The 21,524-nt window shown below is 72.1% G+C and carries 17 protein-coding genes and 1 pseudogene; 5 read left to right on the forward strand and 13 right to left on the reverse strand.

Annotated features, from left to right (window positions below; all coding sequences use genetic code 11):
* The first annotated feature begins 234 nt into the window (after positions 1 to 234).
* Positions 235 to 1,614, forward strand: coding sequence for a cytochrome P450 (locus WMF33_RS06955; RefSeq protein WP_437336389.1), 1,380 nt, complete (start codon positions 235 to 237; stop codon positions 1,612 to 1,614).
* A gap of 79 nt (positions 1,615 to 1,693) precedes the next feature.
* Here WMF33_RS06955 and WMF33_RS06960 read toward each other — a convergent pair whose 3' ends face one another.
* On the reverse strand, positions 1,694 to 2,314 hold the full coding sequence (locus tag WMF33_RS06960) for a winged helix-turn-helix transcriptional regulator (RefSeq protein ID WP_437336390.1): 621 nt from the start codon (positions 2,312 to 2,314) through the stop codon (positions 1,694 to 1,696).
* 86 nt (positions 2,315 to 2,400) lie between these two features.
* Between WMF33_RS06960 and WMF33_RS06965 the strand changes: the two genes are divergently transcribed.
* Entirely contained in the window at positions 2,401 to 2,970 is a 570-nt protein-coding gene (locus WMF33_RS06965) for a dihydrofolate reductase family protein (protein WP_437336391.1), read from the forward strand.
* A gap of 114 nt (positions 2,971 to 3,084) precedes the next feature.
* Here WMF33_RS06965 and WMF33_RS06970 read toward each other — a convergent pair whose 3' ends face one another.
* A complete protein-coding gene (locus WMF33_RS06970) occupies positions 3,085 to 4,110 on the reverse strand; it encodes a LysR family transcriptional regulator (RefSeq protein WP_437336392.1) in 1,026 nt (341 codons plus the stop codon).
* 75 nt (positions 4,111 to 4,185) lie between these two features.
* Between WMF33_RS06970 and WMF33_RS06975 the strand changes: the two genes are divergently transcribed.
* Positions 4,186 to 5,139, forward strand: coding sequence for a zinc-binding dehydrogenase (locus WMF33_RS06975; protein WP_437336393.1), 954 nt, complete (start codon positions 4,186 to 4,188; stop codon positions 5,137 to 5,139).
* 139 nt (positions 5,140 to 5,278) lie between these two features.
* On the opposite strand, the gene WMF33_RS06980 is transcribed toward WMF33_RS06975, so the two are convergent.
* The 7 genes and pseudogenes from WMF33_RS06980 to WMF33_RS07010 form a co-directional block, all read right to left on the reverse strand.
* Positions 5,279 to 6,427: a DUF3500 domain-containing protein gene (locus WMF33_RS06980; protein ID WP_437336394.1), complete on the reverse strand. Its 1,149-nt coding sequence runs from the start codon at positions 6,425 to 6,427 to the stop codon at positions 5,279 to 5,281.
* Between the two features lie 613 nt (positions 6,428 to 7,040).
* On the reverse strand, positions 7,041 to 7,658 hold the full coding sequence (locus WMF33_RS06985) for a CAP domain-containing protein (protein WP_437336395.1): 618 nt from the start codon (positions 7,656 to 7,658) through the stop codon (positions 7,041 to 7,043).
* A gap of 607 nt (positions 7,659 to 8,265) precedes the next feature.
* The gene (locus WMF33_RS06990) at positions 8,266 to 9,327 is read right to left on the reverse strand and encodes a BPSS1187 family protein (protein WP_437336396.1); all 1,062 of its coding nucleotides are present in this window, start codon (positions 9,325 to 9,327) and stop codon (positions 8,266 to 8,268) included.
* A 343-nt stretch (positions 9,328 to 9,670) separates the two neighbouring features.
* Positions 9,671 to 10,681: an SGNH/GDSL hydrolase family protein gene (locus WMF33_RS06995; protein WP_437336397.1), complete on the reverse strand. Its 1,011-nt coding sequence runs from the start codon at positions 10,679 to 10,681 to the stop codon at positions 9,671 to 9,673.
* Between the two features lie 286 nt (positions 10,682 to 10,967).
* Positions 10,968 to 12,068: an alpha/beta hydrolase family esterase gene (locus tag WMF33_RS07000; RefSeq protein ID WP_437336398.1), complete on the reverse strand. Its 1,101-nt coding sequence runs from the start codon at positions 12,066 to 12,068 to the stop codon at positions 10,968 to 10,970.
* A gap of 1,001 nt (positions 12,069 to 13,069) precedes the next feature.
* A pseudogene (locus WMF33_RS07005) lies at positions 13,070 to 13,211 on the reverse strand (transposase zinc-binding domain-containing protein); the annotation flags it as partial.
* A 13-nt stretch (positions 13,212 to 13,224) separates the two neighbouring features.
* The gene (locus WMF33_RS07010; protein ID WP_437336399.1) at positions 13,225 to 13,959 is read right to left on the reverse strand and encodes an SDR family NAD(P)-dependent oxidoreductase; all 735 of its coding nucleotides are present in this window, start codon (positions 13,957 to 13,959) and stop codon (positions 13,225 to 13,227) included.
* 70 nt (positions 13,960 to 14,029) lie between these two features.
* Here WMF33_RS07010 and WMF33_RS07015 point away from each other — a divergent pair, with 70 nt between their 5' ends.
* Positions 14,030 to 14,950, forward strand: coding sequence for an AraC family transcriptional regulator (locus tag WMF33_RS07015; RefSeq protein WP_437336400.1), 921 nt, complete (start codon positions 14,030 to 14,032; stop codon positions 14,948 to 14,950).
* A 470-nt stretch (positions 14,951 to 15,420) separates the two neighbouring features.
* Here the strand turns inward: WMF33_RS07015 and WMF33_RS07020 are convergent, their stop codons facing one another.
* The 3 genes from WMF33_RS07020 to WMF33_RS07030 all read right to left on the reverse strand — a co-directional run bounded on the left by WMF33_RS07020 (position 15,421) and on the right by WMF33_RS07030 (position 17,090).
* Positions 15,421 to 15,924: a hypothetical protein gene (locus WMF33_RS07020; protein WP_437336401.1), complete on the reverse strand. Its 504-nt coding sequence runs from the start codon at positions 15,922 to 15,924 to the stop codon at positions 15,421 to 15,423.
* 189 nt (positions 15,925 to 16,113) lie between these two features.
* Positions 16,114 to 16,746 carry a hypothetical protein gene (locus WMF33_RS07025; protein WP_437336402.1) on the reverse strand — a complete coding sequence of 211 codons (633 nt, stop codon included), beginning with the start codon at positions 16,744 to 16,746 and terminating at the stop codon, positions 16,114 to 16,116.
* Positions 16,747 to 16,817: 71 nt separating this feature from the next.
* The gene (locus WMF33_RS07030; RefSeq protein ID WP_437336403.1) at positions 16,818 to 17,090 is read right to left on the reverse strand and encodes a hypothetical protein; all 273 of its coding nucleotides are present in this window, start codon (positions 17,088 to 17,090) and stop codon (positions 16,818 to 16,820) included.
* Positions 17,091 to 17,370: 280 nt separating this feature from the next.
* Between WMF33_RS07030 and WMF33_RS07035 the strand changes: the two genes are divergently transcribed.
* On the forward strand, positions 17,371 to 17,760 hold the full coding sequence (locus WMF33_RS07035) for a hypothetical protein (protein WP_437336404.1): 390 nt from the start codon (positions 17,371 to 17,373) through the stop codon (positions 17,758 to 17,760).
* Between the two features lie 121 nt (positions 17,761 to 17,881).
* On the opposite strand, the gene WMF33_RS07040 is transcribed toward WMF33_RS07035, so the two are convergent.
* Positions 17,882 to 21,505, reverse strand: a complete 3,624-nt coding sequence (locus WMF33_RS07040) for a serine/threonine-protein kinase (RefSeq protein ID WP_437336405.1) — start codon at positions 21,503 to 21,505, stop codon at positions 17,882 to 17,884.
* Positions 21,506 to 21,524: the final 19 nt, after the last annotated feature.

A 21,524-nucleotide genomic window follows, 5' to 3' on the forward strand; every position in this document is an offset into this window, starting at 1 on the left:
GAGAGACGAGCACGAGAGACGAGCACGAGAGACGAGCACGAGAGACGAGCACGAGAGATGAGCACGAGAGACGAGCACGAGAGACGAGCACCATCCGCATCAAACCCGATGCGAAAACCACGCTACGTCTCTCTTCCTCGGTCTGCCCCCCTCGCTCCCGGCGCGCGCTCCTCCCCGCGATTCCGGCGCCCAATCCGCGCCAGCGCGATGCTACAACACGACCCCACACCCGCCATGAGCACCCCCCGCCTCCTCTCCTCCACCGCCCTCCCGCTCCTGCGGGGCCGCAACCCCGTCGCCCGCCGCGTCCAGACCCGGCATGGCTTCCCCGTCCTCCCCGGCGGCTTCCCGGTCGTGGGCCACATGCCGGCGATCGCCGTCGACGAGCTCGGCCTGCTCCGCGAGGGCCAGCGCCGCTTCGGCTCCCTGTTCTTCTGGACCCACGGCTTCCAGGCCTGGCAGCTCATCTACGCCTCGAACGAGGCCTTCTCGCTCTTCAAGAGCAAGACCGTCGACTCCTCGTATCTGACCGAAGGCGGGGTCGGCCACCTCTTCGGCCAATCGCTGATGGCCCACGACGGCGCCTCCCACCGCCACATCCGCACCGCCATGAACGGTCCCTTCTCGCCCAAGGGGCTCGACGCCGCGGAGGTCGGCGCGATCGTCGCGACCAGCGTCGAGCGCAAGGTCCGCTCCTGGGTCGGCCGGCGCGACGTCCTGGTGCTGCGCGAGACCCGCGAGCTGGCCCTGGAGGTGATGTTCAAGATCACCGGCGTCGAGGACGACGAGCTCCCCGAGTGGCGCCGCCACTACGAGGATCTGATGCTCCTCATCCTCAACCTGCCCTTCGACGTGCCAGGCTCGCCGAGGCGCCGCGGCCTCCACGCCCGCGGCTGGCTCGACGCGCGCATCCGCCGGATCCTCGCCGACGTGCGCGCCCGCGGCGAGGCGAAGGGGCTCCTGCCCGCGCTGCTGGCGGCGCGCGACGAGGACGGCGAGCCGCTCTCGGAGGACGATCTGGTGGGCAACCTCCGCCTGCTCCTCCTCGCCGGCCACGAGACCTCGGCCTCGACCATGGCCTGGTGCGTCGCCCACCTCGCCGAGAGCCCCGCGATCTGGCGCGCGCTCCGCGAGGAGGCGTCGAGCGCGCCGGATCTCCCACGCTCGCCCGCGGAGCTCCGCCGCTTCCCCTTCGCAGAGGCCGTGTTCCGCGAGGCGCTCCGCCTCCACCCGCCGGTGCCCCACGACGCCCGCCGCGCCGTCGCCGATTTCGAGCTCGAAGGCCGCACCGTCCCCCGAGGGACCAACGTGGCGATCCCGCTGGTCCTGCTCTCGCGCGATCCCGAGCTCTACCCGGATCCGGACAGCTACCGCCCAGAGCGCTGGCTCGACCGCAAGGAGGCGATATCGCCGCTCGAGATCGCCCAGTTCGGCGGCGGCGCGCACTTCTGCCTCGGGTATCACCTCGCCTGGATGGAGATCGTCCAGTTCCTCGTCGCGCTCGGGCGGGCGCTCCCGGCCTCGGGCCCGAGGCTCCAGGGCGGATTCCCGGCCTCGCGCTACCTCCCGGTGCTCCGGCCCGCGGCGGGCACGCGCGTCCGCTTCGACGGCTGAAGCGGCGTGGACCGCCTGTAACGGAGCGCGCGCCCCGCGAGCGAGCGCGACGAACAACGCCGAAATCGCCGGCGCGCGCTCAGGCGGGCGCGGGGCGCGCGAACGCGCCGAGGAAGCGCGTCGCGAGGGCGGCGTCGCCGGCGATCTCGACCCCGCGCGGCTCGTGTCCAGCGAAGACGACGGCGCGGAGCGCGCGCGCGGTCGCGGTGATCGTCGCGTCGGGCGCCTCCGGCTCGCCGCGCGCCACCGACAGGGCGCCGCACGCGATCTCGACCGAGAACGGCTCGCCGTCGAGGACGACCGCGAGCCTCCCGCGTGAGAGCGCGCCGGGGTCGAACGTGGTGCGGAGCGCGATCATCAGCGCGCTCGGGCTGAGCTCGCCCTGCGGCCGAGGGACCGCCCGACTCCCCCAGCGGGCCAGCGACACGAGCACCGCCTCGAGCTCGCGCCCCCGCGGCGTGAGCTCGTAGACCGTCGCCGCGACGGGCGGCGGGAGCGCGCGCCGCTGCACCACGCCGGCGTCCTCCAGCTCCCGCAGCCGCTGCGACAGCACGTTGGGGCTGGCGGAAGGGAGCCCGGCGCGCAGATCGGTGAAGCGCCGCGGGCCGAGGAGCAGCTCGCGCACGACGAGGAGCGCCCACCGCTCCCCCACGCGGTCGAGCGCGCGCGCGATCCCGCACGGATCCTGGTAGCTACGCATACGTACACGATGGAGTTTGACTTCAGGACCGTCCAGTCCTAATTTAGGACTAAGATCTTCCAACGAGGTCGCGCGAGGAGGTTGCGATGAGAAGGCTGACGGTGTTCGAGAACGTCTCGCTGGACGGCTACTTCGTCGATGCGCGAGGCGACATGAGCTGGGCTCACGCGTCCTCCGCGGGGGATCCCGAGTGGGCGCGCTTCTCCGCCGAGAACGCGAAGGGCGGCCGGGGCACGCTGCTCTTTGGCCGCAAGACCTACGAGCTCATGGCGGGCTTCTGGACCACCGAGGCCGCGCGCCAGCAGATGCCCGAGGTCGCCGAGGGCATGTCCCGGCTGGAGAAGCTCGTCGTCTCGCGCACGCTCGAGCAGGTCGGCTGGACGAACGCCTCCCTGCTCCGCGGCGACCTGGTCGAGCGGATCGCCGCGATGAAGCAGGGCAGCGGCGAGCCGATCCTGGTGATGGGGAGCGGCACGATCGTGGCGCAGCTCGCGCGGGCCGGGCTCATCGACGGCTACACGTTCGTCATCGTGCCGATCCTGCTCGGCGCTGGCCGCACCCTCTTCGAGGGCCTCGACCGCCCCCTCGCGCTCCGCCGCGTCTCCGAGCGCACCTTCCAGAACGGCAACATCGTCGCGACGTACGAGCCGAGGTGACGCGCGGGCTGGACGATCGCGCGCGCCGCGGCGCGGCGACTCGGCATTTCGACCGCCATCGGCGCCGCGCCCGGGGCGCCGGTCCCCCGCGCGCTGCGCTCGACGAGCGCGCGGTCAGCCGGCCGCCTCGCGCACCGCATCGCGGAACCACCGCTGCGCCGGATCGCGGTGGTGGCGCTCGTGCCAGTACATGCGCACCTCGAAGCCGGGGAGCTTCACCGGCGGATCGACCACCCGCAAGGGGAGGATCTCCGCGAAGGCCTCGGCCACGCGCGCGCCGACGGTGACGACCAGGTCGGAGCCGGCGACCACGTGCGGCGCGAGGAGGAAGTGCGGCACCGCCAGCGCCACGCGACGGCGCTTCCCGAGCTGCGCCAGCGTCTCGTCGACGACGCCGCCGGGCGTGCCGCGCGGGGCGATGAGGACGTGGCGCATCGACGTCCAGGAGGCGAGGTCGATGCCCTTCTTCACCAGCGGGTGCCCCTCGCGCGCGAGGCAGACGAAGCGCTCGCGGTAGAGCGGGCGTGAGCGGATGCCAGCGGGGAGCTCGTCGCCGCGCGCCGGGGCCACCACCACGTCGGCGTCGCCGCGGGCGAGCTGCTCCGCGAAGGAGGCGTCGACCGGGCGGAGCCAGAGATCGACGTTCGGCGCCTCGCGCCCGAGCCGATCGAGGAGCTTCGGCGCGATGACGAAGGAGCCGTAGTCGGCGGCGGCGACGCTGAAGCTGCGGGCGGCGCTCGCGGCGACGAACGGCTCCTCGGCGCGGAAGCAGCGATCGAGGGCGCGCATCGCCTCGCGCACCGGCTCCGCCAGCTCCTGGGCGCGCGCCGTCGGGTCGAGGCCGCGCGAGGTGCGGACGAAGAGCGGATCGCCGAAGAGGCGCCGGAGCCGGCCGAGCGCGTGGCTCGTCGCCGACTGGGTGAGGCCGAGCCGCTTGCCCGCGCGCGTGAGGTGCCGCTCGTCGAGGAGCGCGCCGAGCACCCGCACGAGGTTGAGATCGACCGTGGCCACATCATGAACGGCAGGCATGATGAGCATGTCTAGCATGCAGTGGACCGATGTGCCGAGCGGGCGCATCTTCTCCGCGTCGACGGCGCGTTCGCCGTGAAGGACGAGGAGCACGCGCGCGGACGACGTCATCGCGGGGCTCCGGAGGACACGGGCTCGGTCGTCGCCGACACGGCGCGGCCGCGATCACCGCTTGGAGGATTCAGGATGAAGGCTGCAGTCGTCAATGCGCTTGGTGCCCCGCCGTCCTATGGCGACTTCCGTGAGCCGGAGCCCGGCGACGGTGAGACCGTGGTGACGGTGCATGCCGCTCCGCTCAGTCCCATCGTCAAAGGCCTCGCCTCGGGCAGGCACTATGCGAGCGGAAAGAGCGGCGGCTTCGTCCCAGGCGTCGATGGCGTCGGCACGGACGCTGCGGGGAGGCGTGTCTACTTCCTGTTCCCAAAGGCGCCCTTCGGCTCGATGGCCGAGAGGGCGCTCGCCATGGACAGCATGATCGTGCCGGTCCCCGACATGCTCTCCGATGAGCAGGCCGCAGCGATCGCGACCGCGGGGCTCGCCTCCTGGATCGCGCTGTCGCGCCGGGCGCCCCTCCACAAGGGCGCCACGGTGCTCGTGAACGGCGCGACGGGCGCGGCAGGGGGCATGGCGATCCAAACCGCCCGTCACTTCGGAGCGCGCAAGGTGATCGCTGTCGGTCGTAACAAGGTGAAGCTCGACCGACTCGACGCCGACGTGAACATTGCCCTTGACGATGACGCGGATCGATCCTTGCGGGAGCAATTCGATCGAGGCGTCGACGTCGTGCTCGACTTCGTGTGGGGCGAGCCGGCTGTCCGCGTCCTCCGGGCAGCGACGAAGGACCGTGGGTCCAGGGCTGGCGAGCCGCGCCTGCGCTTCGTTCAGCTGGGTACCGTGGCTGGCGACGAGGTTCCGATCCGAGGTGACATGCTGCGCAGCACGGGGCTCGAGCTGATCGGCAGCGGTATCGGGAGCGTTGCCGTGAAGGAGCTCGTGGCCGGGGCCGGCGAGCTGTTGGCGGCGGCCCCGGCGGCCGGCTTTCGTGCGCCGTTCAGAGGTCTGCCGCTCAGCGCTGTGACCGATGCCTGGAACGAGGAGCCGGACGTGCGGTGCCTTCTCCTGCCGAACGCGAAGACTTGAGGTCGACCATCCGCCTGCGTGACGCTCGCGGAGCTCCGGGCCCGCGTCCGGCAGCGGAATGCCGCCGCGGACCGCGCTCGCCGCAAGATCATCTGGGGATCGTCGGGTCCGACGGGTTCAACAGAATCGAGTCAGAGCGCTAGGGCCGACCGCGGGCGGGGGCGCCGTGGCCCTCCTGGAGGTGCCGCGCGAGCAGGCTGTCGCCGAAATCGTCCTGCAGGTCGCGGAACACGGTGTGGATGTGGTCGCCGCCGCGGTTGTCGTACTCGATGAGGTGGGTGGGGCCGTGGATCCGGTAATAATGCGACTGCTTCGGCGAGGCGCTGCCCGCCCAGGCGAAGTGCAGGCGCTCCACGCCGGCGCGCGCGATGCGGTCGAGGTGCCCGTCGGCGACGTCGGCGGGGAAGTTGCGGGCGTAGGCCTCCAGCAGGCGCAGCAGCGCGGCGCGCTGGGCCGGGGTCATCTCGGCCGCGGGCAGGCCCTCGACGCTGGCCAGCGCGGCCCGGCGGGAGGCCTCGGTCACGAGGTCCGGCGGCGCCGTGGCGGCGATCACGGCGCGCTGGCGCTGCGCGGGGGTGAGGGAGGCCAGGAAGGCGCGGCCGAGATCCTCCTCGGCCGCGAGCACGCGCAGGCCCTTCCGGGGCCCCGAGGGCACCTCGGCCGGGTTGGCGCCCAGGAACGCCGGGGTGGTGGCCACGCCGCCTCCCGCGGAGGTGAAGTTGAGCGAGACGTGGTGTCCCTCGAAGCGAAAGCCCCACGGGGCCTCGGGCCCGGGCTGGCCGAAGAGGGCGAGGTGGTAACGGCCCGGGTCGCGGAACGCCGGGTTGCCCTCGATGCCCCCGAGGATGCCCTCGAGCAGCAGGACGCCCTCCACCTTGCGGTATCCCTCCGGGCTGAGGCCGGCCCGGAGCAGCGCGTGCGCCGCGCCGCGCTCGCCGCCGTCCATGTCGCCGAGCGCGAGGCCGGCGCGGCGGCGCGGGACGTAGTGCCAGTCCTCGCGCTCGCGGCTCTGGAACGCGAGCAGCGCCCGGCCGCGCGCCTCGCCGTCGAGGCCGTCCACGAAGGCGCGCGCGGAGGCCGCGATCGCCCCGGCCGTGGCGCGCCCCGCGGCGCCGCCCGGCGGAGGCGCGGCGCCGGGAGGCCCCGCGGGCGCGGGCGGGGAGGGCGGGGCGGGCAGGGGGCCCGGCTCGGCGGCCTGCTGGGCCGGCGCGGACGGGCTGGCCGGCGCGGCCGCGGGCTCGCCGGGCGGGGCTTCCTGGGGTCGCATGCTGTTGCAGGAGGTCGTCATCGCCAGCATGAGGGTAGCCGCGATCCGCGAGCCCGGCCCGGATAGGCGGGGGTAGCGCGACCGGAGCGCGCGCGGAGGCGCAGCGGTGCGCGCGATCGTGCCGTCGCCTGGGCTGGCGAGGCGATGTCCCGCTGCGTCCGCGCCCGCGGCGCGCCCGGCGATGCTCCGCATGCGCGTAGCCTACTTCGGCGTGGCGGAAATGCCGCCAGGAACACCGGTCGATACCGAGCAGTCGCCGGAAACGGCAGCGATTCCCATGGTTTCCGCCCATCTCCCCGCCCAGGGCGGCTCCGATGTGGCCCAACGGGGCTCCCTCCGCCTCCGCGTCGTCAAAGGGGCCGCGTTCACTCCACAGTCTGCGGCGGCAGGAACAGGCTGGGCCGCCGGTGCCGGCGCTCGATCAGCGCGCAGCCTCGCTCCGCTCGATGCTCTGCTCAGGATGGTTCGCCTGGGCCCATATGAGCGCCTGCTCGATCTCCGCAGGTTCGTCCGCGGAGGATCGCGCCGTCGGAGGCCATGAAGCACAGGCCCCTGGAGAAGGCGCCGATCGGCACCAACCCGTCGCGGGGCAGGACGCCGCCCTCGATCTCGAGCGCGGGGCCCACCCGCGCTCTCAGCGCGTGAAGTTTTGGACGGCCCAGACTTTGCCGCTGCTCGTCGTGTAGAAGCCGCAGGCGACTTGGGTGACGGAGTCGTCGGTCATGTTGATGAAGTGGCCGTGCATTTCGTAGCAGTCGCCGGTGCAGTCTGCGGTGGGTGGCGGGCCTTCGTCCCACATCTGTTGCATGCACAGGCCGATGACTTGCTTGTTGGAGGAGTAGCCAGGGCAGGAGTTTTGCGAGCCGCCGGGCTCACAGATTTTTGCTCGGATGCCGGCGTGAGCCATGTTGTGATCGGCGTCGTATTTCGCCATCTCGTTGGCGCAGGCTTCGCCGTCTTTGCGGCGCTTGAGCGGCGGCAGGCAAGCGCACTGCGTGAGGAACTGGTTGATGCGATCGACGCAGTCTTGCGCGAGGTCGCCGGTGCTCGGCGGTGGGTCCAGCTTGCAGGCGAGGTTCTTGACGCAGGCCTCGCCGCCGCCGGTTCCGCCGCTCGCTCCGCCGGCTCCGCCACTCGCCCCGCCGGCTCCGCCCATCGCTTCGCCAGCTCCTGCCGACGCTCCGCCGCTCGCTGTGCCCGCGCTTCCCGAGGAGCCGCCGGCTGGCTCGCCGCCCGTCGACGCTCCGCCCATCGCGGCTCCTCCTGTCGTTGCGCCGCCATTCGTCGCATTGCCGCCGGCGCTCGTCGCGCCTCCGTTTGGTTGGGTGACGCCGCCAGTGCCGCTCGTGCCCGGGGCGCCCGCGGCGGCGCCCCCTGCGCCTCCCGAGCCGCCGGGATCGTCTGGCGAGCTGGAGCAGGCGAATGTGAACGCGAGCACGCTGAAGGAAGCGATACGCATACCTGCAACTGTGGAGCTGCTGCGACTAACCGATCAAGTAAAAAGAAGGATGACGTGAGGTGTTCGAAAAATTCCGCTGCGTTTGGACGAGACTCGCTTCCAACCGCTCGCTTCGTTACGGACAGCTCTCGATGTCGACCGACGCCGCGTGGTCCACGCCACGCAGAGTCCAGATTGCGACGAGCGGTTCACGGTAAAGTCTGGTGAACGGCGTATCTTGCCCTGCCGCTCAGCTCATGTCGGCCAAGGTTCGCGCCTTCTTGGAGTTCGTCGTCGCGCTGACGCGCGCGTAGCGTCGGGATCGTCGGCGCCGCGCGGCTCTTGACTGAGCAGCGGAGTGCATGGGCCGGCGAGCGCTAACGGGTCCTCGCGGCAGCCTCACTCGACGGGGAGTGCGACATCACGGCATCGGCAAGCCGAACATCGTCTCGCAGACGGCGACGTGCGCGGCGCAATTGCCGGCGGCTCCGTGGTCGCCGTCCTTGAGCGCGAGCCGGTGCGACCCGCCGTACGGCGGCGCCGCGCCCGGGACGTCCACCTCGACGAGCTCTCCGGGCAGGCCGATGAGGTCGAACGCCTTGAGGTGATCCGGGTGCTGCTCATCGCGCTCGCCGGTCAATCCGAACATGCGATCCACGGGCGTCGCCGACGGCTCCGAGAGCCAGATGGCGCTCACCGGGTTCGTGTCGCGCGGCCCGGCCAGCGACACCACCCGGTCGAGCCGGACAACCTTGCCGATGCGGGCGGCCGAGCTCGCGCCGTGCGAGTGGCCGCTGAAGATGATGACCGACCAGCGCGGGCTCCCGTCGTCTTCGAGGAAGTAGCCCCAGTCGCCTCGCGGATGGACCTCTTTCAGGTGCGCGAGCGCCCTCGCCAGCCGCGCTTCGATGCTGTCGGCCCTTGCCACCTCGATGAGCGCGGTGTGGTCCTGACCGTCGAACGCCTCAAGCCGCGCGTCGCCGAACGTGTCCGGATCATTTTGAACGATGTTGTAGTCGTTCTTGTAGGCGACCGCGAACGCGTGAAAGCCGCGCGCGGCGACGAAGCGGGTGAGGTCGAGCGGGCCGGGAGGCTGGCTGCTCCCCGACAGCGTGACGACGAGCTTGCCCGCGAACCGCGCGACCCGAGTGTCGAGGAGCGCCACCTGCTCCAGGTCGCGGTCGGAGACCTCTGGATCGAGCTCGCTGGGCTTGAACCGGATCTCGCTGAGCTCGGGCGAGTTCGTGTCCACGTGCAACTCGCGCGGCGCGCCGCCCGCGCCGCCCGCGCCGCCCGCGCCGTTCGCGCCGCCCGCAGAGTCACCGACTCCGGAGGTCGCGGCGGCGCCGCCGGTCCCGGTAGTCGCGGTGCCCGTGGCTGCTCCGCCGCCAGCGCCCGGGGGGTCGCCGTCGCTCGACGAGCCGCCGCACGCCACGCACCCGAGCGCCCACGAGGCGCAACCGATCCACGCCGTGAGCCGCATGCTCGAAACGTTACCAGATCACCGCCGGCGCCACGCGGTGGACGAGCCGGATCTCCCGATTCTCTCGGTCGCGCAGCGCGGTGCGGGCGCGCGTGGCCGTCATTTTCCCGCGCGGGTAGAAGGCTGCCGGTCCGGCGGCGCGGGCACGCTCGAAATTGCGAGCCAGCACTCCGCGGGACCATCGTCGAACCGGTAGCCGCCCGTCCCTCCGGACGCGACCGTGCCCCCTTCCGGCACGCAGCTGCCCGCCGGCAGGCAGACGCCGCCCGCCATCGCGCATCCCGCGGCCTCGAAGGCGCGGCGCCTCCCTCGAGCTCCTCGGGCGGGAGGAGCGACCGCGCCGTCAGAGCAGAGGCTGCAACGCCGCGTACCACTGCTCGCCCAGCAGCACGTAGCCCTGGAGGTTGGGGTGCCACTGATCTTCGAGCAACGTGGCCTTGTTCGGATTGAAGGGCGTGTACATGTCGACGGAGATGATGTGTCGGCCTGCGTCCGCGCGGGCCTTCACCACCGCCGGAATGGCGTCGTCGTAGGTCTTGATGCGCGCGCTGAGCGCGGTGTCGTCGCCCTTGCTCGCATCGCCGCGCGACGGGACGGGCGCGGCCACCACGATGAGAACATCGGGGAGCTGCGCGTAGATGCTGTCAATCAACGCGCCCAGACGTTTGGGGGCGTTGGGCATGTCGTAGTTGTCGATTGCGTCGTTGGTTCCAATCATCAAGAGCACGATGTCGGGCTTGTATTGCGGCATGACGGTCGACACCAGCGTCGAGATGCCGCTCCTTCCGCCGGCGGGGGCGATCGTCCAGCCGCTGTGGCCCTCGTGGTTGTGCGGGAACGCCACGCCGCCAACGGTGTTCGGTCCGTTCGATCCCGAACCGACGAACGTGATGTTCTTGCCCGCCGCGTGCGCGAGCCGGAACAGCTCGACGCGATAGCCGCCCGGCGTGTCCCCGTTGTATCCGTCGGTGATAGAGTCGCCGAACGGCATGATCTTGCATGCCGTACCGTCGGTCGGGCAGGGCCGATAGGTCGAGCCCGCGCTGCCGCCGGCGCCACCCTGCGCGCCCGAGTCGCCGCCGCTACCGCCGGCCGCCGCGCCGCCGCTACCGCCGGCCGCCGCGCCGCCGCCATCCCCGCCACCGCCCGTTCCCGCGAGCGATCCACCGCTGCCGGCCGCAGAGGTCGTTCCGCCGGTGCCCGCGGCAGCGCTGTCCGTGCCGCCGCCGTCGCTCGTTCCGCCTGCGCCGCCGCCCGCTTCGCCCGCTCCGCCGGCGCCCGCGCTGCCGCCGCTGCAGCCGAGAGCGATGACGACGAGCCCGGCCACGACCGGCCAAGATGTGATCGGCTTCATGCCGGAGGATGGTAATGCCGAAGGCTACGGCGTTGTCAACTGAAACGACGGCAGTCGGAATCGACGATCGGGCAGCCTATGGCGATCTCACGGCGCGACGACGGTCGCCCATCCGGTGCCCGGCACCGAGAACTGCAGCTTCGCTCGCCCAACGGACGCATTAGGGCGACGGCGACGTGTGCCTCGTAGAGGCCGCCGACTCCGCCGCCAACTGCGAGCTTTGACGGCGTCGCCCGGCGACCGCCTCCCCATCGTCGTTGCGCCCGACGCAGTCCTCGACTCGAAATCAGAATTGCGTGATGAATTTCCACGCCTCGGGGGCGTTCCAGCTCGTCGATTGCCCGGGGTCCTTCGGCTCCCAGCCGTGCGGGCCGTCGAACACGCAGTACTTGGTGGGGTGACCTGCGGAGCAGCCCTTGTACTCGGTACACGTGTGGGGCTGGCCAGCTGCCGGGAAGGTGGTCGCCGACGGCTCCTCCATGCAGCCGTTGACCTTCGCGAACTCGGCTTGTTTGACGCGACCGCTGGTCGGCTGGGGGGGGCCGCTGCTGTCACCGCTGGCTTGCGACGCGTAGTAGGCGATCGGCTTGGTCAACGTCGCCGTGCAGGAGCCCGTGAGATCTGCCCCCGAAAAGAAGGCGACGCCTCGGAACACGTCCGCGCGGGTGCAGGCGAGAGCCAACGACATCGCTCCCCCGAAGCTGAAGCCGGTGGCGAAGATCCGAGTTTTGTCGATGCAGAGATCTCCCTCGAGCTCCTCCAGGATCGCGTCCGTCAGCTCCACGTCCGACTTGCTCCAGGAACCGGCGCCGTTCGCGGCGTCCGGCGCGACGAAGATGGTGGTAGCTCCAGTGTCGAGCGTCGCCATCGTGAAGTAGTTCCGGTTCGCCACCGACATGGCGGAGGAGCCGGACTCCGCGAAGGCGAACACGAGCCGATACGGCTTGTCCTTGTCGTAATCGCTCGGCACGCGAAGGATGTACTTGCGAGAGGCGCCGCCGAACGAGATGTCGATCGTGCCGTTTTGCAGAGTCTTCGCTTTGCCGCAGCCAGCGCTCTTGACCGCGTCCGTCTCGGTCGCGCCGCCTGCGCTGCCGCCGCTGCCGCCGCTGCCGCCCGCGCCGCCGCTGGCACCGCCGGGATCGGAGCCACCCGACGCGGCGCCGGCGCCGCCTGCGGCCGCTCCGCCCGCGCCCGCGGAGCCGGGCTGGCCACCGCCCGGGGTGCTGCCCGCGCTCTCGGCGTTACCACCGGCGCCCGCCTGCGCTTGGCCGCCCGCGCCTGCGACCCCCGGTTCTTCCGACGGAGGGGTGCTGCTCGACGAACAAGCAACACCCGAGAATGAGAACAGGGCGAGGACCAGGGAGGTGCAACGGGCGCTTGTCATCGGTAACTCCGCGCGCGCGGAGGGCGCGACTGGGACTCGACCCTAGCTCATGGCCTCCCGACCAGCAATGGATTGAGGCGCGCCGGTTCAGTTGTGAAGCAACAGCTCAAAATTGGCGCGTCACCATACCGGCCGCGACCGTATCGTTCGGCGCGTAGGTAAAAGAGGCCGGGCGCGTAGGTAGAAGAAGCCGGAGCGCAGCGCGAAGAAGCGTAACGCAGTAAACCGAAAGGGTGGGACCGCGAGCGTCGTGATGGCTCGGTCCTGGGTCGAAAGAGCGTGGTCCGGGCGGCGTCGAGCGCGCTGCGGGGGCGCATCGGCGTGCCGTGGGCACACGTGTCCGTCCGGGCGTTGGTCTGGCCCGGGAGGCGCGGCGCGAGACGCTATACGGCGTCACCGAGCGCCTTGCGGCGCAGAGCGGTGCTTTTCCAGTACGGTGGCCGCCGCGTGGACGCTGGGAGAGCGTGCTGGAACATCGGTCGGCTCGCCGAGCGCGGAGAGGAAGCGGACGAAGCGCACAGCGGCTTGTCGTACGCGACCGCGCTCGGAGAGGACGGCGAGAGCCCGCGGAGCCATTGCGGGGCGACGACGTGTGGCGCGGCTCTCGTCCCGAGACGGCGGAGGCGCAGAGCGCTGCCTCGGGCTCGTCGTCCTCCTCGACGTCGTGCTCGCTCTCGAGATGCCCGTGCCGCCGGAAGTAACGGAGCATCCGCCCGACGGCGTGCTCTATGACCTGACCGACCGCGCGAGTTGGAAGATGACCGAGTTCGTTCCACACGATCTCGGTGCCGTCTTCGTGATAAGCCCAGTCGAGGAAGACCACGTGCAGATGCGGATTGAGCCGCATGTCGCCGGACGTGCGTTGCACGACGGTCACCGCGCCGCTCTTGACCGCGCCGCACGCGCCTCGGCGCGCGGCGCGCTCTTCGTAGAACCGCTCCTCGCTCTCGACGAAGAGGCGGGTCAGCACCCCGAACAACGCCCCGTCCTGGCGAGCCTGCGCCGCCACGGAAACGGAAACGTCAACACCCACGGCCGGAACGCCACCTCGGGCAGGACGTCCTCGATCAGGTTCGCCGCCGTGGCACACATGCGTCGGCCCAGACACGACGGGCAGAAACCGCGTCCTTTACAGCTGAAGGCCCTCGCCCTGTCCTCAGCCCTGCGCCGTAGGCCACACAACGACGCTGCCGACATTGACCTCGGGCGGCTGCTCGATCGCGAAGGCAATGGCGCGGGCGATCGAGTCCGCCGGGATCGCGACTGAATCGGCGGTCGACCGGATCGCGCTCCGCGTCGCCTCGTCGGTGATCGTGTCCGCGAAGTCCGTCGCGATCATGCCGGGAGAGATCTCGGTGACGCGCAGGTTCGGCCCGGACTCCTGGCGCAGCGCCTCTGTAATCGTGCGGACCGCGTTCTTGGTGGCGCCGTACACGCCCATCGTGGGCACGACCTTGAGGCCGGCGACGGAGATGACATTGACGATGTGGCCGCTCTTCTGCCGACCGAAGACGGGCAGCGCGGCGGCAATGCCGTAAAGAACGCCCTTGAGGTTCACGTCGATCATTGCGTCCCAATCATGGACGTGCAGCGCGTCGAAGCGCGAGATCGGGGCGATGCCCGCGTTGTTGACGAGGACGTCGAGCCGTCCAAACCGGTCGCAGGCGAAGTCCACCAGCGCCTGAAGGTCCGATCGCTTGGTGACGTCGGTGATTCGATAAATCGCACGCCCCCCGGCCGCCTCGATCTCTCCCGCTGCCGCCGCGATCTCCGCCTCGCGCCGGGCGCCGATCACGATCCGCGCGCCGCGCGAGGCCAGAAGAATTGCTGTGGCCCGGCCAATCCCTCTGCCGCCGCCCGTGATCGCGACGACCTTGCCCTCGATGGTCATGAGATGCCTCCTGGTTTGTGTTCGAATAAGGCTAGTCGGGCGAGGCCGGTCGATCTATGATTGTTCGGCCATGATTTTGTCGCGATCGTCCAGAGAGACGCTGGATCCATTTTCCCATGTGCTGTCAGCCCTGGGCGTGCGCAGCGTCAGGTCCACGCGGTTCGAGGCGTCGGGCGACTGGGCGCTCGCCTTTCCCGGCAAGGCGAGGCTGAAGTTCGTCGCCCTCCTGCGCGGGCGGTGCTGGATGCTCCTGCCCGACCACCCGCCGGAGGCGCTGACCGAGGGCGACGTGTTCCTGATCGGCGATACTCCCTATACGGTAGCGAGCGACCCTGCGATCGAGCCTGTGGACGGCGCGTCGCTCTACGCGCAGCCGGACCATGACGTCTTGCGCCTGGGCGACGGCCTCCAGACAGGGCTTCTGGGCGGGAGCGTCGACTTCGCCGATGGCGATGCGGCCTTCATCCTGGAGGCGCTGCCCGCGTTCCTCCGGGTCGATCGTGCCTCGCCCGGGGCGGGAGCCGTCGCGCGGACGTTGGCGTGCCTGGAGGCGGAGATCGGCGAGGACCGGCCGGGGGCCTCGCTCATCACCGACCGCCTGGCGGAAATCCTCCTGGTCGAGGCGATCCGTGCTTATATCGCGATGGGTGCCGAGGATCGCGTCAGCTGGATCGGCGCCCTGGCAGATCGGCAGGTCGGCGCGGCGCTCCGGCTCATGCATAGCGAGGTGGCCGAGCCCTGGACGGTGGCCAGGCTGGCAGCGCGTGTCGGCATGTCGCGCTCCGCCTTCTCGGCCCGCTTCGTGGCGCGCGTTGGCCGGCCGCCGCTCGATTATCTCACTCATTGGCGCATGGTGCTGGCGCGACGATTGCTGAGCGAAGGGCGGGACCCCATCGCGAGCGTGGCGGCCGAGGTCGGCTATAGCTCGCAGAGCGCCTTCGCCCATGCGTTCAAGCGCACGTTCGGATATCCGCCACGGAGCGTCGCTTGAGCAGCGCGCTGCTTCCTGGCGAGCACACCACCGGAGACGTTGTAGTCCTTGTGGAGGTAGAGCATGCGGTTGGCACGTTCATAGGTAATCCGTGCAAACGCGGCGCTGCATGCGTGGTCCCGGTCGCAGGATTTCTCGGACCTCGCCAGGTCGGTGATCGAGCGCGGCGCCTCGTCGGCCCGCTGCGCTGCCGGGGATCGGCGGCACCCAGCCCGCGGCAGATCCAGGACCAAGCGGACCGTGCCGACATGGCTCGACCCCCGCGGCTCTTGGCGTCTGTCCTACCCGGACGCCTCATCTCTGCGGCATGCTACTGTCGGCGCGACCGTGCTCGCCCGTCCAGTGCCACCGGCAGCCCGAGCAGCCGACCGCTCGCCCCATGAACGACCCGGGCCGTCACCTCATCCCCGAGGGACGCCGCCCCGCCCCGTTGCCGGGCCCTTCGATGCGGGTGTTCGGGGCTGAACGAATTAGCCAGCTGTCTCAAGGACCGCGCCCTCCAGAACGCCGCGATCCACGCGCCACGAGCGTCCACATGCCTGGCAGACGAGAGCTCCTTCCACGGCACGGAAGCGCGCCGCGCTGACGCCACAGTGCGGACAGGCCATGGGCTGCTCGAACACCGCCCACACCTTTCTCGCCGACACCCACCGTTCGAGCTGACCTGGGTTCTCGGGTTGGACATCCTGGGTCGCCTCTCTGCAGAACACGAGGATGCGCCGAGGCTCTTCGAAGAGCCAGAGCCAGCGGTCGGACCTACTCTCCCCGATCCGGATCTTCCTGAGCTGCTCGGTGTTCAGAGAGAAGCGCGCGGACGGCGAGCCAAGATGAGAGCGGCACAAAGCGTACAGCGTAGGTGCGGCGAGCTTCGGCCAGTACGACAGCGGTCCTCGACTGAGTCCGAAGTCCACCACGAAGCCGCCTTGGGAGATGCTCACGTCGGCCTGCGCTGGCATCAAGATGATCGTGGCCATCTTCCGCACCTCGGGAACGTCCACCGCATGGACGGCACCGCGTAGCACTGCGCGCGATCGTTCAAAGGCCGTGCGTGGGTTCAAGTCTTCGGGGAGCATGGTCATGTGTGGCTGACGGCTGCCCGGTTTGCTGCCGGGTGGACTGCCGAGCGGAGCGAGGCTGCCCGCATGGTCAGCCGCACGGGGGTGTTAGACCGGCTCACCGCGCCTCGCAAGCTGTTCCAGCAAGTCGGCTCGATCGTCCGAGCTGCCGAGAATCAACACCCGCGACCTCGCGACGGCGGGCGGCGTCGCTTCTGGAGGGAGCTTCACGCCGACGCAGCGAGCGCAAGCAGCCAAGCCGTTGCGAACACCCGGTCCAGAGCACGACTCCCAGGCCAGCCGGATGAGCTTCGACACGAACCCGGAGACGGCGGGGCGGTAGGGGTGACATGCGATTCGCTCAACGCCGGTTTCCGTGATGGAGCAGCCCTCCACGGGCATGCCGTCGATGCACACGAGCCGACCAGTCACTTCGCGGTCGGCAGCCACGGCGGCCCCGAAATCAGCGAAACCATGGACGACCGCGTCCGTGGATATTTTGACATGCTCTCTCCACGCGGACAAACGGCAAGGGGCCGCTTGCCGCCATAACGACTCGGTCAGCGCCACGACCGATAGGCGCTCGTCACCGGCAGCGCCGGTGAGCGTGATACACACCTCGGGATCAAACGACGGCATGAGCAGCAGCCGGAGGGCTGGGAGGGGCAAGCCTCGCTCGATGAACGCAGGGAGCCCCATCGCATTGCAGATCGCGTCAGCGGTGTACTGTTCCGTCAGCATCGAACCACCTCGGCCGGTATAACGACTGCCGTTCTGCAGCGCCGCGAAGCGTCGTCGGTAGCAGCGGCAGGTTAGCCGACGCGCTCGCCGAGCACCACCCCGACGTCGTCGGGCAGGTTGCCCGATGGAAGAGTCACCGCCTGGATGAGGCGCCTATCCTCGTCGGGATAAAGGGAGCCTTTGACCTTGTTGTCGTCTGCCTTGGGAATCCATCCACGGGGCGGCGGGTTGTTGGCGATGATGCGCGCCGGATGGGTCGCGAGCGCGAGTGTCCGGTGAATGACCTTCGCAATGGCTCGACGCGAAGAAAGCTCCACCGAATCGAAGGCGATCGCGCCGGCCACGTCGACACGTCACCGGAAAGCTACGTCGCCGCCGGAGGGCGCCTCTCAGGCGCGGGGACCCGCAGGGCCGACGTCGCGGACGCCTCGCTGGCGTGATGCCTCCCGCCTCGCCCGCGGCCTCTCCTCGCGTCGGGGCGGCGGCGCGGGATGCCCGGTGCCACGTCGGGCGGTGGAATGCCCGTTGCCAGGAGGGTGCCTGGTGCGACACAACGGCGACACCACCCGCGCCGGAGCCCCGGCCGCGGGCAGCCTTCCACCTGCTTATCCGCGGAGAGATCTCATGCGCCGAAGCCTGATCCCGATGCTCCTCTCGTCCCTCGCCCTCGCGGCCGCCGCTTGTTCGAGCACACCGCCACAGCCCGTCGAGACCCCGACGGGGACATCGTCCGCCGAGGCGCCCCGGAATGCGGGGCCGGAGGCCGTGCCGAGCTCCCGCGAGGCCTCCGAGGAGGACGATCTCTGCTCGGACCAGCAGCCGACAGGCGACCCGCCGGTCTGCCCGCCAGGCTGCATCTGGAGCGGCCCCAGGCAGAAGTGCATCCAGGATCGCGGCGTGATCGTCGACCAGCGCCCGGAAGAGCCGGTGCGCGACCCGCGCCCCGCGCCGACGTTGGTCCCGAAGCCAGCGCCGACGTCGATCCAGCCGCCAGCGTCGACGCCGCCGAAGTGACCCGCGCGCGCCCCGGGCAGGCCGAGATCGGCGCCGTCCGCCGCGCCGGCGAACGACGGCTCCTGGGACCGCGAGCGCAGGGGCTGGAGAGGTCGGGCGCCGAGGGCGGCGCGCCGCGGCCTCACCCCGACGCCGGCGCCGGCTCGGACGGGAGCGTCGGCTCCAGCACCCTCCGCGCCGCAGCGACCCACGCGCGCGCCTCGTCCATCAGCCCCAGCGTGAGCGGGCGCAACGTCACGCCCGATCCAGCCGCCTCCGCGAGCGCCGCCTCGATGGCCTCGGCCCCGACCTGGCCCCGCCGCGCCACGAAGAGCAGCTCCCAGAGCCGCGCCCCGAGGGCGAGGTCGCGGTCGCCTCGCGCCTCGGCGACCTCGCGGGCCGCCCGGGCGTCGGCGAGCGCCTCGGCGGAGCGGCCGGCCAGGGCCAGGATCTCCGCGCGCCGCAGCAGCGTGAGCGCCTGGCGACGGTCGCGGTGGGCGCGCTGCAGCGCCTCGGCCTCGTCGGCGGCGGAGAGCGCGCCAGCGAGATCGCCGGTGCGGCGGAGCGCGTCCGCGCGCAGCGACAGCGCGCTCGCGCGCAGCGCCGGATCCCCCGCCTCGGCCGCGAGCTCGGCCGTGCGGCCGGCCGTCTCCGCCGCCTCGGCCGCGCGACCCTCCCGCAGCAGGAAGGCGGCGAGGTTCGTGAGCACGAGGCGGAGCTGGCCGCGCATGCCCTCCGCCTCGGCCCGCGCGGCGAGGCGGCCAAGCCGGTCGATCGCGGCGCCGAGCCGGCCGCGCTCCGCCTCGAGCACCGCGAGATCGGCCTCGATGTGCAGCCGGTGCCAGCTCGACCCGAGCGCGGTCGCGATGGTGAGCGCGCGCGTGAGGTCCTCCTCGGCCAGCGCGAGGTCGCGGTGGTTCGAGGCGTAGTTCAGCTCGAAGCGCAGCACGCGCGCCCCGAACTCCAGCGCGGCGCCGGCGCGCGACGCGAGCGCCACCGCCTCGCCCGCGAGCGCGAGGGCCCGCTCCGGCGCGGCGACGCCGGCGAGCGCCATGCGCGCCTCGCAGCGGAGCGCCAGGTCGGGCTGGGCGTCGGCGTCGGCGAGCAGCACCGGATCGTCGTAGCCCTCCTCCCGCAGCCCCCGCGCCACCTCCAGCCGGCAGAGCCGGCGGCGCAGCGACACCGCCGCGCAGCGCGCGGGGAACACGGCCGCGCGCGCGTCGAGCGCGTCGAGCCGCCGCCGGGCCTCCTCGAGCTTCCTGCCGCGCAGGAGGGCGCGCACCGCCTCGATCTCGAAGGCAGCGCGCTCGTCCGGGTCCTCGGCGAGCGCGGCGAGGCGGTCGCCGAACTCCACCGCCTCGACGAACAGGCCCGAGGCCAGCGCGGCCTCCATGGCCCGGCCGAGCCAGCGCCGCGCCTCCGGGGCCGCGCCCAGGCGCTCGTAGCCCGTGGCGAGGAACGCGGCGTCCGCGGCGGCGGTGGGGCCGCGCGCGATGGCGTCGAGCAGCGCGCGGTGCAGGCGGCGCAGCCAGGGCCGCGGCCGCGCGAGGTTGAGCACGGCCTGGCGCACCATCTCCTGCGCGAAGCCGTGCCCCTGCCCGTCGCTCGCGGCGACGAGGATGCCCGCGTCGACGAGGGCGAGCAACGCGACCTCCAGCGCGTCATCGTCGCTGTCGATCACCTCGGCGAGCACGTCGGCGCCGAGGCCGCCGCCATAGAGCGCGACCGCGGCCAGCGCGCGCAGGGCGAGCCGCCCGGCGTCGCTCGCCGGATCGAGGTAGCCGGCGAGGCGCGCGGACACGAGGTCGGCGACGCCGGGGACGCCGCGGTCGAGGGCGTCCGGCGCCGCGACGTCCCAGGCGCCGGAGCGGTGGACGAGCGCGCCCGTCTCGCGCCAGGCGACGAGCGCGTGAACGATGAAGAAGGGCACGCCGCCCGCGCCGCGCACCACCGCGCGCTCGAGCGCGGGCGCGACGGGGAGCGTGGCCTGGACGAGGCGGGCGGCGTCCTCGTCGCCGAGCGGGCCCAGGGCGACGTGCCGGGCGCCGGGGCGGGTGCGCCCGCGCAGCTCGGCGAGCAGGGCGCGCAGCGGCGGCGGAGGGTTCGGCTCGTCGCGCGCGGCCGCGAGGACGAGGAGGCGCGGCGACGCGCCGGGGCGGGCGCTCGCCGCGCCTGCGCGCGCGCCGACGCGCTCGAGCACGAGCCGCAGCAGGATGAGGGTGGGCGCGTCGGCCCATTGCAGGTCGTCGATGGCGAGCAGCAGCGGCGCCTCGACGCTCGCCCAGAGCAAGGCGTCCTCGACGGCTTCCATCGCGGCGGCCGCGTCCGGCGCGCCCGGGAGCACGCTCGGCGACAGCGCCCGCTCGATGGTGTCCTGCAGCAGGCCGAACGCGGAGGCGGCCTCGGGCGGGAGCGCCTCCAGGGCGCGGAGCAGCGGCCGGAGGGGGCTCTTCCGCTCCGGTGAGCAGGCGGCGCGGAGCACGCGGGCGTCGCCGATGCCGGCGCGCTCGACTGCAGCGGCGAGCAGCCGGGTACGGCCGATGCCGAGCGGGCCTGTGATCACCGCGGCGCGGACGGCGCCCTCCTGCACCTCCGCGGCGAGGCGGGCGAGCACCTCGAGGGCGTCGCTGCGGCCGACCAGCGCGGCGTGCGTGCAGGGCTCGGGCGGGCCTCCGGCCTCGCTCGTCCGGATGGCGCCCGGCGCGGCGGGGAGGGTGACGTCGTGCGGCAGGTCGGCGGTCGGCAGGTCGCGCCGTGCGGGCTCCGCGCCCGGGGAGCCGCGCTCGACGCGGATCGTCGGCGGCGGGCGCTCGCTCGTGGAGAGGGCGAGCGCCCGCTCGAGCTCGCGCGCGACCCACTCGGCGTGGCGCGGGCGCGCGCCGGGATCCGGCTCGAGCAGGAGCGCGGTGAGGCGCGCGAGCGGCTCGAGCACGGGCGCGCCGGGCGGCAAGAGCGCGTCGAGCCGGGGCGGGCGCCGCTGGTCGAGGAGGGCCTCCAGCCCGCCCACGGCGTCGACCGGGAGCATGCCGGTGCACAGGCGGAAGAGCGTGGCGCCGAGGGCGTAGAGGTCGGTGCCGGGCGAGGCGGCGCCCCCGAGGAGCCGCTCCGGCGCCATGTAACCGGGGGAGCCGAAGAGCGGCCGCTCGGCCGCGCCCGCGGGCACGACGGAGGGGTCGTCGACGACGATGCCGAAGTCGATGAGCTTGTACGCGGGGCGCGCCGCGGAGCCTCGGCCCGCGGACGGCGGCTCCGGCGCCGCCGCGCGCTCGACGATGTTGCTCGGCTTGACGTCGTGGTGCACGAGGCCAGCGTCGTGGACGGCGGAGAGCGCCCAGGCGACGGCCAGCGCGGCCTCGGCGGCGTCTCGAGGGCTCAGGCACCCGGCCTGCTCCAGGCGGCGATCGAGGCTGAGGCCGGCGACGTGCTCCATGGCGAGCCCGACCGCGCCCCAGGCGTCGTCGCGGTGCAGGGCGTAGAAGCGGACGATGTTGGGGTGCTCGACCCGGCAGAGGGCGCGCGCCTCGTCGAGGATGGCGTCGCGCCAGGACGTGGCCGCGGGCGAGGCGGGGGCGATGCCGTCCGGCAGGAAGAAGAGCTTGACCGCGGCGTCGCGGAGCGTGCGGCCGTCGTAGATCTCCTCGGCCAGCCACACGGGGGCGAAGCCGCCGCGCCCCAGCTGGCGGATCAGCCGGAAGGGTCCGAGCCAGCGCTCCGCGTCGGGGCGCTGGAGGTAAACGGACGCGGCGGAGGAGGCGGAGGACGGCATCCGGGCCGGGTGCAATGCT

Source organism: Sorangium sp. So ce394 (assembly GCF_051474665.1).
Lineage (GTDB): Bacteria > Myxococcota_A > Polyangia > Polyangiales > Polyangiaceae > Sorangium > Sorangium cellulosum_D.

Excerpts from the sequence above, each read along its gene's own strand:
- WMF33_RS06955 (WP_437336389.1), top strand. The coding sequence starts at position 235 with ATGAGCACCCCCCGCCTCCTCTCCTCCACCGCCCTCCCGCTCCTGCGG.
- WMF33_RS06960 (WP_437336390.1), bottom strand. The coding sequence starts at position 2,314 with ATGCGTAGCTACCAGGATCCGTGCGGGATCGCGCGCGCGCTCGACCGC.
- WMF33_RS06965 (WP_437336391.1), top strand. The coding sequence starts at position 2,401 with ATGAGAAGGCTGACGGTGTTCGAGAACGTCTCGCTGGACGGCTACTTC.
- WMF33_RS06970 (WP_437336392.1), bottom strand. The coding sequence starts at position 4,110 with ATGACGTCGTCCGCGCGCGTGCTCCTCGTCCTTCACGGCGAACGCGCC.
- WMF33_RS06975 (WP_437336393.1), top strand. The coding sequence starts at position 4,186 with ATGAAGGCTGCAGTCGTCAATGCGCTTGGTGCCCCGCCGTCCTATGGC.
- WMF33_RS06980 (WP_437336394.1), bottom strand. The coding sequence starts at position 6,427 with ATGACGACCTCCTGCAACAGCATGCGACCCCAGGAAGCCCCGCCCGGC.
- WMF33_RS06985 (WP_437336395.1), bottom strand. The coding sequence starts at position 7,658 with ATGGGCGGAGCGTCGACGGGCGGCGAGCCAGCCGGCGGCTCCTCGGGA.
- WMF33_RS06990 (WP_437336396.1), bottom strand. The coding sequence starts at position 9,327 with ATGCGGCTCACGGCGTGGATCGGTTGCGCCTCGTGGGCGCTCGGGTGC.
- WMF33_RS06995 (WP_437336397.1), bottom strand. The coding sequence starts at position 10,681 with ATGAAGCCGATCACATCTTGGCCGGTCGTGGCCGGGCTCGTCGTCATC.
- WMF33_RS07000 (WP_437336398.1), bottom strand. The coding sequence starts at position 12,068 with ATGACAAGCGCCCGTTGCACCTCCCTGGTCCTCGCCCTGTTCTCATTC.
- WMF33_RS07010 (WP_437336399.1), bottom strand. The coding sequence starts at position 13,959 with ATGACCATCGAGGGCAAGGTCGTCGCGATCACGGGCGGCGGCAGAGGG.
- WMF33_RS07015 (WP_437336400.1), top strand. The coding sequence starts at position 14,030 with ATGATTTTGTCGCGATCGTCCAGAGAGACGCTGGATCCATTTTCCCAT.
- WMF33_RS07020 (WP_437336401.1), bottom strand. The coding sequence starts at position 15,924 with ATGGCCACGATCATCTTGATGCCAGCGCAGGCCGACGTGAGCATCTCC.
- WMF33_RS07025 (WP_437336402.1), bottom strand. The coding sequence starts at position 16,746 with ATGCTGACGGAACAGTACACCGCTGACGCGATCTGCAATGCGATGGGG.
- WMF33_RS07035 (WP_437336404.1), top strand. The coding sequence starts at position 17,371 with ATGCGCCGAAGCCTGATCCCGATGCTCCTCTCGTCCCTCGCCCTCGCG.
- WMF33_RS07040 (WP_437336405.1), bottom strand. The coding sequence starts at position 21,505 with ATGCCGTCCTCCGCCTCCTCCGCCGCGTCCGTTTACCTCCAGCGCCCC.